Annotated in this window: 11 protein-coding genes; 4 read left to right on the forward strand and 7 right to left on the reverse strand. The window is 57.0% G+C overall.

Annotated features, from left to right (window positions below):
* The first annotated feature begins 84 nt into the window (after positions 1–84).
* The 3 genes from BEN30_RS17310 to BEN30_RS17320 all read left to right on the forward strand — a co-directional run bounded on the left by BEN30_RS17310 (position 85) and on the right by BEN30_RS17320 (position 6,927).
* Positions 85–3,390: a transglutaminase family protein gene (locus BEN30_RS17310; protein WP_069959556.1), complete on the forward strand. Its 3,306-nt coding sequence runs from the start codon at positions 85–87 to the stop codon at positions 3,388–3,390.
* Between the two features lie 79 nt (positions 3,391–3,469).
* Entirely contained in the window at positions 3,470–6,061 is a 2,592-nt protein-coding gene (locus BEN30_RS17315) for a circularly permuted type 2 ATP-grasp protein (protein ID WP_084005689.1), read from the forward strand.
* Entirely contained in the window at positions 6,058–6,927 is an 870-nt protein-coding gene (locus BEN30_RS17320; RefSeq protein ID WP_069959557.1) for a transglutaminase family protein, read from the forward strand. The genes BEN30_RS17315 and BEN30_RS17320 overlap by 4 nt, the downstream gene beginning before the upstream one ends.
* Before the next feature lie 11 nt (positions 6,928–6,938).
* Here the strand turns inward: BEN30_RS17320 and BEN30_RS17325 are convergent, their stop codons facing one another.
* From BEN30_RS17325 to BEN30_RS17355, 7 genes are all read right to left on the reverse strand, one after another.
* Positions 6,939–7,937: an alpha-E domain-containing protein gene (locus tag BEN30_RS17325; RefSeq protein WP_084005690.1), complete on the reverse strand. Its 999-nt coding sequence runs from the start codon at positions 7,935–7,937 to the stop codon at positions 6,939–6,941.
* Entirely contained in the window at positions 7,930–9,366 is a 1,437-nt protein-coding gene (locus BEN30_RS17330; protein ID WP_069959559.1) for a circularly permuted type 2 ATP-grasp protein, read from the reverse strand. Before BEN30_RS17330 ends, BEN30_RS17325 begins: the two co-directional genes overlap by 8 nt.
* A 110-nt stretch (positions 9,367–9,476) precedes the next feature.
* Entirely contained in the window at positions 9,477–11,303 is a 1,827-nt protein-coding gene (locus BEN30_RS17335; protein WP_069959560.1) for an SLC13 family permease, read from the reverse strand.
* 15 nt (positions 11,304–11,318) lie between these two features.
* Positions 11,319–12,617 (reverse strand): magnesium transporter, encoded by a 1,299-nt coding sequence (locus tag BEN30_RS17340; RefSeq protein ID WP_069959561.1) that lies wholly within the window; start codon positions 12,615–12,617, stop codon positions 11,319–11,321.
* On the reverse strand, positions 12,614–13,468 hold the full coding sequence (locus BEN30_RS17345) for a magnesium transporter MgtE N-terminal domain-containing protein (protein ID WP_069959562.1): 855 nt from the start codon (positions 13,466–13,468) through the stop codon (positions 12,614–12,616). The genes BEN30_RS17340 and BEN30_RS17345 overlap by 4 nt, the downstream gene beginning before the upstream one ends.
* The gene (locus BEN30_RS17350) at positions 13,461–14,303 is read right to left on the reverse strand and encodes a mechanosensitive ion channel family protein (RefSeq protein WP_069959563.1); all 843 of its coding nucleotides are present in this window, start codon (positions 14,301–14,303) and stop codon (positions 13,461–13,463) included. Before BEN30_RS17350 ends, BEN30_RS17345 begins: the two co-directional genes overlap by 8 nt.
* Positions 14,296–15,267 carry a cation diffusion facilitator family transporter gene (locus BEN30_RS17355; protein ID WP_069959564.1) on the reverse strand — a complete coding sequence of 324 codons (972 nt, stop codon included), beginning with the start codon at positions 15,265–15,267 and terminating at the stop codon, positions 14,296–14,298. The genes BEN30_RS17350 and BEN30_RS17355 overlap by 8 nt, the downstream gene beginning before the upstream one ends.
* Before the next feature lie 447 nt (positions 15,268–15,714).
* On the opposite strand from BEN30_RS17355, the gene BEN30_RS17360 reads away from it, so the two are divergent.
* Positions 15,715–16,397, forward strand: a 683-nt coding sequence (locus tag BEN30_RS17360; protein ID WP_170827111.1) for a FecR family protein, incomplete at its 3' end; no start/stop codon positions are given.

Genomic DNA, 16,397 nt, shown 5'->3' on the forward strand with positions numbered 1-16,397 from the left:
GCGGATACCGACGTATCAGGGTGTCGGCTGAGCGGGTTTTAGAAAGCGTGGTTAACACCAAAGCCTTGAAAGGCGCGCCCTTCCATGAGCATTCATGTCGCCCTCCATCACCGTACGACCTATGTTTATGACAAAAAAATCAAGATGGCGCCCCAGGTCATTCGCCTGCGTCCGGCCCCCCATGCGCGTACTCCCATTTTGAGCTATGCGCTCAATGTGGAGCCGAAGGGCTACTTCATCAATTGGCAGCAAGACCCGCACGGAAATTATCAGGCGCGGGTCGTATTCCCGGACCCGGTCGAAAAATTCCAGGTGGAGGTTGATCTGGTCGCCGACATGTCGGTGCAAAACCCCTTCGATTTTTTCTTGGAACCAGATGCCGAAGACCTGCCGCTGGTCTATGAAGACACCTTGAAGGTCGAACTTGGGCCGTACTTGGAGGCCGAACCCGCCGGGCCGCTTTTGCAGGCTTGGCTGGATAGGTTTCCCAAACCCAGCGGCGCGACGGTTCCGTTTCTGGTGGGCTTAAACAGTCGTTTGCAAGGTGAAATCGATTATCTGATCCGCATGGAACCGGGGGTGCAGACGTGCGAAGAAACCCTGGGCCGGGCCAAGGGGTCGTGTCGCGATACGGCTTGGTTGTTGATTGAAATTCTCCGTCACTTAGGTTTTGCCGCACGCTTTGTGTCTGGGTACCTGATCCAATTGGTGCCCGACGTCAAATCCCTCGATGGGCCGTCCGGTGCGGATCGCGACTTCACCGATCTGCACGCTTGGGCGGAAGTTTATTTGCCGGGTGCCGGCTGGGTCGGGCTTGATCCGACGTCAGGCTTGTTGGCGGGTGAGGGGCATATTCCCTTGGCGGCGACGCCGCGTCCCGGCAGCGCGGCCCCCATTTCGGGCGCGGTGGAACCGTGCAACGTCGAGTTTGAATTCGACATGGCCCTAAACCGCATCAGCGAATCCCCTCGTGTGACCAAGCCTTACACGGAACAACAGTGGCAGGCGATTGACTGCTTAGGCTTGGAAATCGACAAGACCCTGACTGAGAACGATGTCCGTTTGACCCTGGGTGGCGAGCCGACTTTTGTGTCCATCGATCATGTGGACGCCGAAGAATGGAACACCGCTGCCGTCGGCGACACCAAGCGCGGCCTTGCCGACGAACTGATCCGCAGATTGCACGACAAGTTCGCCCCCGGTGGGTTGCTGCATTACGGCCAAGGCAAGTGGTATCCGGGCGAGCCGTTGCCGCGTTGGGCTTTCGGTTTGTACTGGCGTCGCGACGGGGTGCCGTTGTGGCGCAACGAAAAGATGATCGCGCGCGAAGACGCAGACCTTGAACCCGATATTGATACCGCCGAAGAATTTGCCAAGGGGATCGCCGAACGATTGGGCGTTTCGCCTGCCGCCGTCACAGGTGCCTACGAAGATCCATGGCATTTTATGGAGAAGGAACGCCGCCTTCCCGACAACGTCACGCTGAGCGATTCCAAACTCGACGATCCGCTGGAACGGTCTCGACTGGCCAAGGTGTTCACCCGGGGGCTCAGCAAGCCGACCGGATACATTTTGCCTTTGCAGCGCTGGAATGCGCGCGACGGGACGCACCGTTGGCACAGCGAAACCTGGGCGACCCGCACAGATCGGCTCATTTTGATACCCGGCGATTCTCCGATTGGTTATCGCTTGCCGATTGCCTCGTTGAAGCACGTGTCTGCCATCGATTACCCGTATGTCGTGCCCGCCGATCCGTTTTCGGAACGCAGCGAACTTCCCGAACCTGACGCCCAGCGCCAGCCCTATCTGCAAGGCAGCGAACATCCGAACGCAAACCGCCAGCATATCGTCGAACAATCGCTGACCAGCGAGAAGGTCCGCGCCGCCATGACGGTGGAACCCCGCGATGGTCGGCTGTGCGTGTTTATGCCGCCGACGGAAACCTTGGAAGACTACCTGGATCTGATTGCGGCTTTGGAAGATGCCACGGCGGAATGCGGTATGCCGGTGCACATCGAAGGCTATACCCCGCCCCATGACCCGCGCCTGAACGTCATCAAGGTCACCCCGGACCCGGGTGTGCTGGAAGTCAACATCCAACCCGCACACAACTGGCCGGAAATGGTCGACATCACCACGACTGTATATGAACAAGCGCGTCTCAGCCGCTTGGGCTCTGAAAAATTCATGCTCGATGGTCGCCACACCGGAACCGGGGGCGGTAATCATGTGGTCATGGGGGGCGCGACGCCCACCGACAGTCCCTTCCTGCGCCGCCCCGATTTGCTGCGCAGTCTGGTCACCTATTGGCAGCATCACCCCAGTCTCAGTTATATGTTTTCCGGCATGTTCATCGGCCCCACCAGTCAAGCGCCGCGCATGGACGAAGCCCGTCACGATGCGCTTTATGAACTTGAAATTGCGCTGAGCCAAATTCCCGAAGTGGGCACGGAATGTCCGCCTTGGCTGATTGATCGTATTTTGCGCAACTTGCTGATCGACGTGTCCGGCAATACGCACAGGACTGAAATCTGCATCGACAAATTGTATTCGCCGGACGGGCCGACGGGACGTTTGGGACTGGTTGAGTTTCGTGCTTTCGAAATGCCGCCCCATGCGCGCATGAGCCTGGCCCAGCAGCTTTTGCTGCGCGGTTTGATCGCGCGGTTTTGGAAAACCCCCTACACGGGTGATTTGGTGCGCTGGGGAACCACGCTGCACGATCGGTTCATGTTGCCCCACGCGGTGTGGAATGATTTTACAGGCGTGATTGACGACATGCGTCGGGCTGGTTTTCCGTTTGAGGCGGACTGGTTCGCACCGCATTTTGAATTTCGCTTCCCGCGCTATGGCTCCACCACCTTCGATCAGATCGAAGTCGAGATCCGTCAAGCGTTGGAGCCGTGGCATGTCATGGGCGAAGAGGGGGCCACAGGCGGCACCGTGCGTTACGTCGATTCCTCCGTCGAACGCCTGCAAGTTCGGGCAGCAGGGCTTACGCCGGGGCGCTACGTGATCGGCTGCAACGGCTACCGGGTGCCTTTGCAATCCACCGGAACGGCGGGCGAGTATTTTGCTGGCGTGCGGTTTCGCGCCTGGAAACCGGCGTCGGCCCTGCATCCGACCATTGGCATCGACGCGCCCCTGACGTTTGATCTCTACGACACCTGGGCAGGGCGCGCCGTTGCCGGGTGCTCATACCATGTTGCTCATCCCGGCGGGCGAAACTTTGAACACTTCCCGGTCAATGCCTATGAGGCGGAAAGCCGTCGTTTGGTTCGGTTTTTTGACACAGGTCATACCCCTGGGGCATCGCCCGCGCCCATTCCGGTGGACAACCCGGAATTCCCCATGACCCTTGATCTGCGCAGAGCGAAAGCTAGGTCCTGACCCAAGTGAAAGGCACTAGCCGCCATGGGCGTGATATTCTATTCTTTCGCCCGCGACCGCATCTTGGGAAGGACGACTTGTGAACGGTGATCAACGATCAAAACGCGGCCCGGCAAAACTCGGTCCGGGGGCACCGAGCCTTATTATTGATGGCTATGCACCGGAGCCCGACATCTACGACGAGATGATGGATGCAGACGGCACCATTCGATCCCATTGGCAAAAGCCCTTAGACGAGCTGCGGGCGTTTTCAGACGCGGACATCAAACATTTCTGGGATACTGCCCAGCGCTTGGTTCGAGAAAACGGCACCACCTACAATATCTATGGTGACGAAGGTCAATCCGCACGGCCCTGGCGCATGGACCCCATGCCGTTTTTGATCAGTGCCGATGAATGGAAACATCTGGAAGCCGGATTGATTCAACGGGCGCGTTTGTTGAACTTGCTGATCGACGACATTTACGGTGATCAGAAACTGCTGTCCGATGGGTTGTTGCCCGCGTCGTTGGTTTTTGGAAACCCGAATTTCCTGCGCCCGTTGCACGGCGTTCGCCCCGTTGGCGGAACGCATCTGAATTTTCTGGCCTTCGATTTGGCGCGTGGGCCCGACCGACGCTGGTGGGTGTTGCGCAACCGAACCCAAGCGCCGTCGGGTGCCGGGTATGCGCTTGAAAACCGGGTCGTGTTGGCGCGCACCTTGCCGAACATTTTCCGCGATGCCCAAGTTCACCGTCTGGCCGGATTTTTCCAGGCGTTCAGCGACAACTTGATCGGCCTGAGCGGCAAGGATGATCCGCTGGCCGTTTTGTTGACCCCCGGTCCGCACAATGAAACCTACTTCGAACACGCTTATCTGGCCCGCTATCTCGGCTTCACCTTGGTCGAAGGGGCTGATCTGACCGTGCGTGACAACAAGGTTTATATGAAAACCTTGAACGGCCTGAAGCAGGTCGATTTGATTTTCCGTCGGGTCGATGGCGAATTCTGCGATCCCTTGGAATTGCGCACCGACTCCCTGCTTGGGGTGGCCGGGCTGGTTGCAGCCATTCGCGCCGGAAACGTGGTGGTGGCCAACAGCCTGGGCAGCGGTGTGGTGGAATGCGAAGCCTTGATGGGGTTTTTGCCCGGACTGTCGAGAACCTTGATGGGCGAAGAACTGTTGGTTCCGTCCTTGGCGACTTGGTGGTGCGGTCAGGAAAAAGAGCGCGACTATGTGCTGGGCAATCTGGATCAGTTAACGGTGTTGCCGACCTTTTCCCATCGCTCGATCATGAATACACAATTTGCATCGCTACCCTCGGATCGTTTTACACAAGGCGCGCAAGATCAGCTGCGCAGCCACCTGTCGCGCCGAGGTTACGAATTTTTTGGACAAGAATCGGTTACGCTGTCCACCACCCCGGCCTGGCAAGGCGATAAATTGGCCCCCAGTCCTATGGTTCTTCGAGTCTATTTGTGCGCCGATGGCGACGATTATCGGGTTATGCCGGGCGGGCTGACCCGGACGGCGGAAAAATCTGCACGCTCGGTTTCTATGCAGCAAGGTGATGCCAGCAAAGATACATGGGTTCTTTCCGATACGCCGGTCAGCACCTACACCCGACTGACGGCACCTGATCAGGTCATCAGCCTACGCCGAAGCGGCAGCGACTTGCCAAGTCGCGTGGCCGACAACTTGTATTGGTTGGGCCGCTACGCGGAGCGCACGGAAGGCACCATTCGTCTGATGCGGAGCATGATTTTGCGTCTGTCCGGTGAAGCCGGAGCGGGCGACGATCCGCAAACCCTGACGCGGTTGACGAACATCTTGGTTGATCTGGGCTATTTGCGTCAGCGCACCGCACGCCGGGCCATCGCCGGGGGCATTCACGCCATTGAACGCGAAGTGGCGATTGTGCTGTTTGATCGCGCTTGTCCCAGTGGTCTGTTGAACCTGCTGGAAAACATTCAACGCACGGCCTCTCTGGTCCGCGAACGCCTGAGCATGGATTCTTGGCGTATTTTGAACGGCTTGCATGCGTTGGCCACAAGCCATGCGGCGATGATCCGCTTGGACGTCGATGACGCCCTGGAACTGTTGAACCACATGCTTGAGGAATTGGCGGCGTTCAGCGGCATGCAAATGGAAAATATGACCCGCAGCTTGGGCTGGCGCATGCTCGACATCGGGCGGCGTATTGAACGGGTTTCGCACACAACGCGGCTGATCAAGGATATGGCCATCGGCGGCGACCCGGCGGCGGAGGGGCGGTTGGATCTGTTGTTGGAACTGGGGGACAGCTCGATGACGTATCGTACCCGGTATTTGTCATCGGTGCAGTTGGCGGCGGTGATTGACCTGTTGTTGACCGATGATACCAATCCCCGTTCCATTGCGTTTCAGGTTGCCACCTTGGCCGAGCACATCGAAGCGCTTCCCCATGATCGCGACAGCGCCACCTTGTCGCGGGAACAGTATTTGATTTCGTCGATGCAAAGTCAGTTGCGTCTGGCGGATGTTCATGCTCTTTGTGCAATACGCAACAAACGGGAGCAATTGAAGGATCTGGAAAACTTCCTGACCCGTCAGGAACGCGAAGCCTACGAAGTTTCGGAAGCTCTGGCGCGCAATTACTTCAGTCATGTTCTGTCTACACGAAGCGGGTTCGCGGGCGGCATGGTGCCATGATTTATGATGTCACTCATAAGACGGTCTTTTCTTATGCCTCGCGGGTCTCGCTTTCCCAGCACCTGCTGCACATGGCGCCGCGCGCGTGCCCACAACAGACACACTATCATTTTTCCTTGATCGTCGAACCCGCACCGGTTGTGAATCGAGAGGATTTCGATTTTTTCGGCAATCCCATCACCTACTTGACCGTTGAAGAACCACATGACCGTTTGACGATCATCGCGACCAGCCGCGTGGAACTGATTCCCGTTTCCTTGCCGATTGCTGAGACGACCATCGCGTGGGATCAGATGGCGCAGACTTTGGAACAGCGCACTGACCGTGAGGCCATTGAAGCCCATCAGTTTATTTTTGATTCGCCCTACACCGTGTCCCAAAGAGCCTTGGCCTATGTGCAGGAATCGTTTCCATCGGGGCGACCACTTTTGCAAGCCGCCATCGAGTTGACGTCGCGCATTTTCCGCGATTTTAAATACGAAGGCGGCGTCACCGATATCAACACCCCGGTCGATCGCATTTTGACGGATCGTCGTGGTGTCTGTCAGGATTTTGCCCACTTACAAATTGCTTGCCTGCGGGCTTTGGGGCTTCCGGCACGGTATGTCAGTGGCTATCTGCGCACGCACCCGGCAGAGGGCCAAGAGTTAAAAATCGGTGCCGATGCTTCACATGCCTGGTTGTCGGTTTGGATTCCCGCTCACGGTTGGGTGGACTTAGACCCCACCAACGATATGCTTCCCGGCGATGAACATATCACCGTTTCCTGGGGACGTGATTACGGCGATGTCAGTCCAATCACCGGGATGGTCTTAGGTGGCGGGGCGCAAAAAATTGACGTCTCCGTGGACGTTCGTCCTGTTTAGGTCCGCGCCGATTACCCTTGCGATTGGGTCGACGACACACTCCCCCCTTCGGCGCTCGCGTCGGCTTCGCCGCCGAAGTAAGACCAGGCAATGGCCGAAGCCAGGCTTTGCAGATTGATCTGTATGCGGTCGAGATATTCGTGCAAACCTTCACGGGTCACCTGTTGAATGGGAACTGACAACATGTTGTCCAGGTCATCCAGTCCGCTCGGCGCGAAAGCCACTCCGGCAAGGTTGGGGTCTTGGTTCAAGCGGTCATGATAGTGGCGGATTTGCCGGACACACGACACAACGGAACGGGGAAACTCCGGGTTCATCAAAATAAACTCGGCTACCGTTTCGGGGGTCATACCACTGGGCCGGACACGGCGATAGCCGTGGTATCCGGCCACGGACCGCAGCAATGCGTTCCATTGGCTGACGTCGATGGGTGATCCCACGTCGGCCACGTTCGGCAGCAGTCGATGATATTTCATATCCAACAGGCGTGTCGTCTGATCGGCGCGGGCGATCATTTTTCCCAATTGATAAAAGGTCCAGCCTTGATCGCGGAAGGTCGTGCCCTCGACAATGCCGGTGTGAAGCTGGCAACCTTCCTTGAGTTCCTGACAGAGGTGGGACAATTCTCCAAGGCGCAAGTCCCGTGGGCGTAGCCCGGAGACGAACTTGTAAAACACGTTCAATTGCGACCACACTTCGATGCTGATGAGGTGGCGCAAACTGCGGGCATTTTCCCGTGCCGCCCAAACGGACGACACAATCGAATTGGGGTTGGTGCGATTGATGACGTAAAACTGGACAACGTTCTCCGCCGTGGCTTCCCGGTAATGGGTGAAAAAATGCTCATCGTCGGCGTAAAGCTGAATGATTGGCAACCACGCGGGTTCGCCGGCGCTGTCGCGAGCAAAGGATTCGTTGACGTCCAATATCCGGGCGAGGTTTTCCACCCGCTCCATATATTGAGCCATCCAAAAGCCGTTTTCGGCGAACCGGGCAAGTAAACTATGCAAGAACCCAGGTATCCTTTGTTCCGCCCCCTTGCGAGGAATTGACAATCAATGAATCTTTTTTGAGCGCAACCCGCGTCAGTCCGCCGGGCATCACCCAGGTGTTTTTCCCGGTGACCAAGAAGGGCCTGAGGTCAACGTGTCGGGGTTCAATCCCCGCATCGACCAGGGTCGGACAGACCGAGAGATCGATCATCGGCTGGCTGATGAAATTTTCCGGACGGGCCAACAGCAAGTTCCGACAGTTCTCCAATTCCGCCGCGGATGAGCGTGGACCGACCACAACGCCATAGCCCCCAGATTCACCCACCGGCTTGACCACCAAGTCGGCCATATGGTCGAGGGTGAATTGCAATGCATCCTTTTCCCGGCAGATGTGGGTTTCCACATTGGGGATGATGGCGTCTTCGTCCAAATAATATTTGATGATCCTGGGCATGTAGGCGTAAACCGCCTTGTCGTCGGCAACGCCGGTTCCCACCGCGTTGACCAATGTCACCCGGCCGCGGCGATAGACATCCATAATGCCCGGTACGCCGAGCATGCTGTTCGAGTTAAACGCCAGCGGGTCGATGAAGTCGTCGTCGATGCGTCGATAAATCACATCGACGCGGCGCGGACCTGCCGTGGTCTTCATGTAAACCAGACCGTTGTCGATCACCATGTCGCGGCCCTCGACCAGGGGTACCCCCATTTCGCGGGCGAGGAAAACATGCTCGAAGTATGCGGAGTTGTAGGCCCCCGGCGACATCAGAACAATTTGTGGGTCGAGAACTTGAGCCGGGGCCATATCGGCCAGGGCGTCTCGCAACCGGATGCCATAATCGGATACTGGACGAATGCCGATCCCGGCAATGAGGTCCGGAAATGCACGCTGCATCAAATGGCGGTTCTCAATGACATAGGACACCCCCGACGGTGTGCGGGCATTGTCTTCCAGAACACAAAATTGGCCATCTTTGTCGCGGACCAGATCCACACCACATATGTTGACATAGGTGTTATGGGGAATATCAACGCCGATCATTTCTGCGCGGAAGTTGCTGTTGCCCTTGACCAGATCTTCGGGCACCACGCCGTCTGCCAAAATTTTCCCGGCACCGTAAATATCGTGGAGAAAATGGTTGATCGCCGTGACCCGCTGGACAAGGCCGCGCTCCAGGCGTTTCCATTCTTCCGCTGCGATGGGGCGCGGGATCACGTCGAACGGCAATACCCGGTCGATGGCGTTGGCTTCGGAATAGACCGTGAAGGTGATGCCAAGATTATAAAGCTCGCGTTCGCAATCGCGGGCACGGCGCCGCAGCGTCATTGGGCGAATCTTGTTCAACCAGTCTTGAATTGTGCGGGTGTGATCAAGGGGCGAGCCGGACTTTCCCGTCAACTCGCAGTAATAAGCACCTGGATTATAGTCGTCGAAAAGGCCATTCATTTATGTACAGCCATCGAGTGTTAAGACGATATCCATCGTTTAACCATAATCCAACGGTTAAGTCTGCGCCATTAAATTATGATCCAAGAAGCAATGACGGTGCGAGTTTCTCAGAAGGGGAAAAACACCGGAACGACCAGCAACGTCACCACCATGACCAAGGCTTGCAGGGGCAAACCCACCTTGACGAAATCGGAAAACGTATACTTACCCGGCCCCAAAACAAGCGTGTTGACCGGCGACGCCACCGGGGTCGCGAAGGCGCTTGATGCAGACAGGGCCACGGCCATCAAAAGGGGCTGGGGGGCAACCCCCATAAGATTTGCGATGCCGAAAGCCACGGGGGCGATCAACACCGTTGTCGCGGTATTGGAAATCACCTGGCTCAGCGCCGACGTCAGCAAGAACAGGGCCGCCATGACCAGCAGCGGCGAACCATCGCCCACCAGACCCATCATGGTGTCCACCATCAGCCTTAAACCGCCGGTCTTTTCCAGGGCCGTTGCCATGGGCAGCATGCCTGCGATGAGCACCAGGCTTTGCCAATTGATGGCTTTGTAAATCCGGTTGGCGGGAACACAGCACAACAGAACCATCGCTATTGCCGCCAGCAATGCCGCCATAACCGTAGGCACGATTTTAAACGCCATCAACCCCAGCATGGCCGCGACGACCAACAGCGCCAATGGTGCATGGTCGCGTCCCAATGCTTGATCGTCGAGCTCCTCCGGCAGGCTGAGGACGACAAAATCCTTGTGTTGCGATCTCAGTGCACGGATTTGCTTCCAGCTGCCGCTGACCAGCAGGGCATCTCCAAAATCCAACGGCACGTTGGCGAAACTACCCACCATCGGAACCCCTTTGCGGGCGACCGCCAGCACGCTGAGGTCATAGGTCTGGCGAAACCGACTGCTCGTCAGAGTCTGGCCCAGCAAAGTTGAATTGGGCAGCAGCAAAATATCCGCCAGCCCCACATCGCGCGCCGCCACATTCAACTGCTCGCCGTTAAAGTCCAAAATTTCAACGTTTTGGTCCGTTGCAAGGATCGGAGCAGCTCGGGCGGAATCCACGGCATACAAAATGTCGCCAACAGCAAAATGGGTGCTGGCATGAATTGGGCGGACTTGCGTTCGTACCCGTCCGGGACGTTCAAACGCAAACACCGTAATCCCGTATTTGGTGCGCAAGGCGGCCTGCACGACGGTTTGGCCGATCAACGGCGAACCGGGATGCACGGTCACTCGGATCATGTGACTGTCGGCGCCATAGGATGACGTGAGGTCGGCCAAGGTGCGTCGGTCCCGGCGGATGGCGTCGGCTGGTTTTGACGCGGGCAAGAGATGTCGTCCGATGGTTAACATATAGACGATGGCCGTGGCCAAGATCGCCAACCCAATGGGGGTGAAGTCGAAGAATGCAAAGGGTGCTAAACCTGCTTTGACCAATTGCCCGCTGACGATCAAGTTGGGAGGCGTGCCGATCAACGTCAACATGCCGCCGATCAGCGAACCGATGGCCATGGGCATGAGAAAGCGTGCCGGAGCCAATCCGGCTTTGATGGCAAGACGCACGGCAACAGGGATAAAAATTGCCACCGCCCCGGTGGAACTCATAAACGCGGACAGGCCGCCCACGGCAACCATCAACACGACAATCAGACCCATTTCGCGGTTTCCCGCCACCCGCACAATCAGATCGCCCATGGTGAAGGCGATGCCGGTGTAAAACAGGCCTTCGCCGACAATGAACAGGGCTGCGATCAGCACCACCACCGGATCGCCAAACCCGGACAGCGCCTCTTTCGGCGTCAGAATGCCACCGATCGCGAGGGCCAAGATGACCAGCACCGCAACAATGTCCAAACGGATTTTGTCGCTGACAAACAAACCGATGGCGACGGCTAAAATGCCAAACACATATAAAGTTTCACCGCTCATGAGGGTAGCTTGCCTTTACAACAGGTCCGACAAGAGCGTCGCGATGCCGAGGAAGCTGAAAAATCCAGCAATGTCGGTGACCGTGGTCAAGATGATGGATGACGCGGTTGCCGGGTCTTGGCCAAAGCGGGTCAGAACGATGGGAACCATTGCGCCTGCCAAACCGGCTGCGACCATCGCAAGCACCATGGACAGGCTGATCACCAGAACCATGCCAAGTGAGCCGCTCCAGATATACACGCCAATGCCGCAGGTGATGGCGATTCCGATCCCGTTGACCAAGCCGACGTGGGCTTCTTTCCACGTCACGCGGAACCAATGGCGCAAGGTGATTTCGCGCAGGGCCAAGCCGCGCATGGTCACGGCCAAGGCTTGCGCCCCGGCGTTTCCCGATTGTCCCGCGACCACCGGCAGAAGCACGGCAAGGGCTGTGTATTTGGCGATGGTGCCTTCGAACAGACCCACAACGGACGCCGCCATGAAAGCCGTCAGCAGATTGATTTGCAGCCAGCCGATGCGCTTGCGCACCGCAAACAAAGGGGATGAAAGGGCTCTTTCGTCACGGCTCACGCCCACCATGGCTTGCAGATCTGAGGTGCTGTCGCTGTGGATGGCGGCGGCCATGTTGCGCTGTTCGAAGTGCCCGACCAGTCGACCGTTTATGTCGATCACCGGGACGTCTTCAATGTTGAGGGTTTCAAACAGCTCGACCACGTCTTCCATGGGGTCCACCGCATTGACGACCACTTCGACGGGGGCCGCTAAGGATTCCAGGATTGTTTCCGGGGCGGCGAGGGCAACCGCTTCAAGGGTCAGGCGGCCAAGAAGATGCAAATCATCGTCGACGGTGTAGATCACTCGCGTGTTGTGGTGCTGGCGTAGCCTCGTCAGCGCATCTTCGACCCAATCGGTCGGGCGCATGGTCAGGATGCGAGAATCCATTTTGCGTCCGGCGGATCCTTCTGGATAGACCAGAACGGTATCGATTTCTTGGCGCACATTTTTGCTGACGAATTGCAAATACGTGGCTCGGACCTCGGGTTCCATATCGGAAAAGAGGTTCACCAACGCCGTCGGGGCAAGTTGGCTGAGCACCGTCGCGGTCAGTTTCTCGGGCAAGACGGCCAGAAACTCTCGGGCGAGATCCGGAGAAAGTCTCTCCCAAACATCGATGAGCGTTGCATCTGGAAGGCTTTGCAAAACGTCAACGGCCTCTTCGGGTGCGAAGGCTTCAATCCGTCTGGCGAACAATCCCGGTTGTGTCACGGCAAAATGGTTGTTCAATCCGACGGCAGCGGTGAGGGCGTCGCTCATGAGGATTTCTCCGTGTCATTCGTCGACAGGGTACGCTGCCCCGACGTGCTGAACATGGCAGTGAAGCCGTCCGCGCAGATCAATGCGGCTTCAAGGAGAATGCCGATTGTGCCGCCCATGTCTGCGGGCAGATCCGTTTCTGTTTCCGTCTCCAGCGCCAGCTCCAACCGCTCCCGACGCAATATGCCCAACAGGGCGCCATTGCGGCCCACGACGGGCAACGACAGATGTCGGTTCCATTCCACCGATTGAGCCAACTCGGTGATCAGTGATTCGGGTGCCAGCGGCTTGACCGTGCGGTCCAGATAACGACGGATGGGTTGGCGCTCAGACGCACCCAGCAACCGACTGGCGTTGATGACCCCGGCATAAACCGTATTGGCGTGGGTGAGAACCAACGTTGAATCAGGTGAGCGACGGCGTTTTCGCAAAGTCGTGAGAACTTCGCCGACGGTCATCCCTTCATCGAGGACGGTTGGCGCCGTTTCCATCCAGGCCCCGACACTTCCGAGCGCATAGGTCAGATCGCGGCGAATTTGCCGGGCGTCTCGGCGCGGCAGCAGGTCAAGGATATCGCGCAGCAGAGGCGTCGGAAGCGACCGTGCCACTTGGGTCTTAAAAGGATAGTCCATCCCGCCCACGGCTTCGGCGGCATCTTCCAGTTTCATGGATGTCAGCAGGGTCTTCGCCATGGTTTCGGGAACATGACCCAGCACGGGCGAGAGAACATCTGTCGGCAGGCCTGCCAAAAAAGTTATGGCCACAGGCATGGGCAGGGTGGCTAAAAAGTCCGCCGCCGCTTCGGGGTCGTCTTCGGCCAATATGGTTGCGAGCTCAAAAGCGTCACTCATCAGCCTGGACCTCTTCATCCAAAATGATCACCGTGCTGCGTTGGAACAATGATCCCGGCACGATGGCGCTGCCGTCCTCTAGGGCGAGGGTGACGTTGGTGGGCGACATGGTCAGCACTTGTCCCTGCACATCGCCAAGCCGAACCCGTTGACCAATGGCGACGGATGCGCGGGCATGGTGAATTCCCAACAGATTGGCGACCAATTCCTGGGCCCCCAATCCAAAAGCCAACGCCATGCCGCCGAACAGTCCTGCCATCAATATGGTGATCATGGACACCAGAAGGGTCGTGTCGATACCCGCTTGACCAAGGCCAACCACCAATGCGGCGGCGATGACCATCATCTGCGTCAGGCGGGCCAGAACCGTTGCCCGCACGCCCATGGCGGGTTGCAAGGCGGCAAGAACCACCTCGCGCACGAATTGGCTGATGACGAAGCCAACGAACACCATGATCGCTCCGCCCAGCACAGCCGGTAAGTGAGACAGAATTCGCGACAGCCAATCGGAAAAGACTTCCAGACCGAGGATTCTCGATGAGCCAATCAGAACCAGCAACAGCACGGTCCAGTGGGCGACCGTACCGCTGATGCCGATCATGGTGTTGGACAGGCGGATGTCCGCGCCGATGCCCGATCGCCATTTCTGATCCAGCAAGCGGTTCACACCCATTAACATACGCCGCGACAATCGGCTGCCCATGCGGGCCAGGAACCAGCCGGCGATCAACGAGATCAGCGCCCCCGCAAGGCGCGGTGCGTAAGCCAGGAAGATGCCGGAATTCGCATGTCCCCATACGTACAATTCCTTCAATTGAACGACCACATCATCCATCGTTCTCGTCCTTTTTATCTTGGGCTACATGGCGCGTGTTTTGGTCTTTCTGGTGCCCCTGCCAGCTTTGGGCTTCGATGAACACGCGTGTCACCTCACTATGGCAGGATTTGATGTGGGCTTCCATGTTGGAAATGCTCGCCTCGACCTCGTTCGACGAAATGCCGTCGACAAAATCCAGGCTCAGGTTCAGCAACACTTCGCGCGGGCCCAAATGCATGGTGAGCAGTTCGTTGACCTTGCTGACGCCGGGCTGCTCTTGAACAATGTTGCGGATGCTTTCGATCACTTCGCGCGCCGCACCTTCGCCAATCAACAGGCCTTTGCATTCATAGGCCAGCAAAGCCGCTGTCGCCCCCAAGATCAGACCGATTAATATGGACGCGACGCCATCAAGTTCGGGGATTTGTAAAATATCAGAAGCTCCGATGCCTAAGGTCGCGACGATCAACCCAAGCAGGGCTGCACCATCTTCGAACAACACGGTGAAGACGGTCGGGTCCTTGCTGTTGCGAATGGCATCGAGCAACTTCCCGCCAGTGTGCTGAGCCTTGAATTCACGAAGGGCGACGGAGAAAGCATAGCCCTCAAACAAAAACGACAGCCCCAAAACCACATAACTCACCATCATGTTGTTGACGGGATGTGGGGAGCTGAGTTTTGAGACCCCTTCGTACACGGAGACCCCTGCGCCAACAGCGAAGATCAAAATGGCGACCACAAAAGTCCAAAAATACAGCTCCATACCATAACCAAATGGATGGCGTTCGTCTGGTCGGCGTGCGGCGCGGCTGATGCCAAACAGCAAAAGAAGCTGATTACCCGTATCCACGACCGAGTGAATGCCTTCGCTCAACATCGCCGAACTGCCCGTGAGGCTCGCCGCCGTGAATTTGGATCCGGCAATCAAAGCATTACCGGCCAAAGCGACGTAAATGACCTTTTTGGAACCGTGAACCGACATAAACCTAGAAACTTTCGTGTGAAAAAGAGGGGGGGTGAATTCGGCAGATGATAGGGGGGCAGACCATAGATCGAATTTGTAAAAATAACCATTGCCTGAACATCTGGCGCGCTGGCGTTCAAAAAAACAATAGCGTTTCTGAGATTCAGAGGACGGTAACCGTTGGTAAACCGTCAAACTGACCGTTAAATAACAAGATATTTCGGGGCAATCACAGAATAGTAAAAAGGCACTAATTGATAATAAACGTGGCATAAAGTATGAGGTGTCTTGGTCTTTTTTCTTGCCTGGTTTTGCTTATCGCTCAAGCGTGGAAATAAATATTATACATATATATTAGCTATAATTTATTAACCTTGTTAATAACGCTTAAAGAAAAGACGCTAATGTTGTATGATGAATGCGGTTTGCGCCTGTAAATGAGAATATTGGATTTACTTGCAGAAAATGAACTTTACATCTTTGAATGATGGAACCTTTGTCCTCGCTCACCCGCTTGATGCAATAGATTCCCAGGGCAATGTCACCTTGCCGTCCGGGGATGATTTTTTGCGCGCAGATTTTAGCCGCGCCGGGCCGGACCTTCTGATCGAAACCCCCAGCGGTAGCCACTTCATCGTTGTCGATTATTTTATGGCCGCTGCGTCACCCGCCCTAGTCACTTCCGACGGCGCGGTGCTGTCGGCCAAGTTGGTGACGACCCTGGCCGGGCCGGTTGCTCCGGGTCAAGTCGCGCAGTTGGGTTTTGGCGCGCCCGCGACACAGCAAGACGTCGGCCTGGGCGTGCCCATCGGTCAAGTCAATGAAGCCGAAGGCCAAGTCACCGTTACCCACCCCGATGGTACGCAAGAAACATTGCTGACCGGTGGTTCTGTGTTTCAGGGCGACGTTTTGCAGACCGCAGCCGGGGCCAGCGTCAGTGTCATTTTTGTTGATGACACGGTGTTTTCGCTGGCCGAAGACGGTCGCATGGTCTTGGACGAAATGGTCTATGACGCCAGCGCGCAAACCGGGGTGTTCAAAGCCGAAGTGGTGCAAGGCGTATTCTCGTTCGTCAGCGGCCAAGTGGCGAAGACGTCACCCGATGGCATGGTCGTCAGCACCCCGACCACCACGATCGGCATTCGCGG

This window comes from Magnetovibrio blakemorei, from assembly GCF_001746755.1.
GTDB lineage: Bacteria > Pseudomonadota > Alphaproteobacteria > Rhodospirillales > Magnetovibrionaceae > Magnetovibrio > Magnetovibrio blakemorei.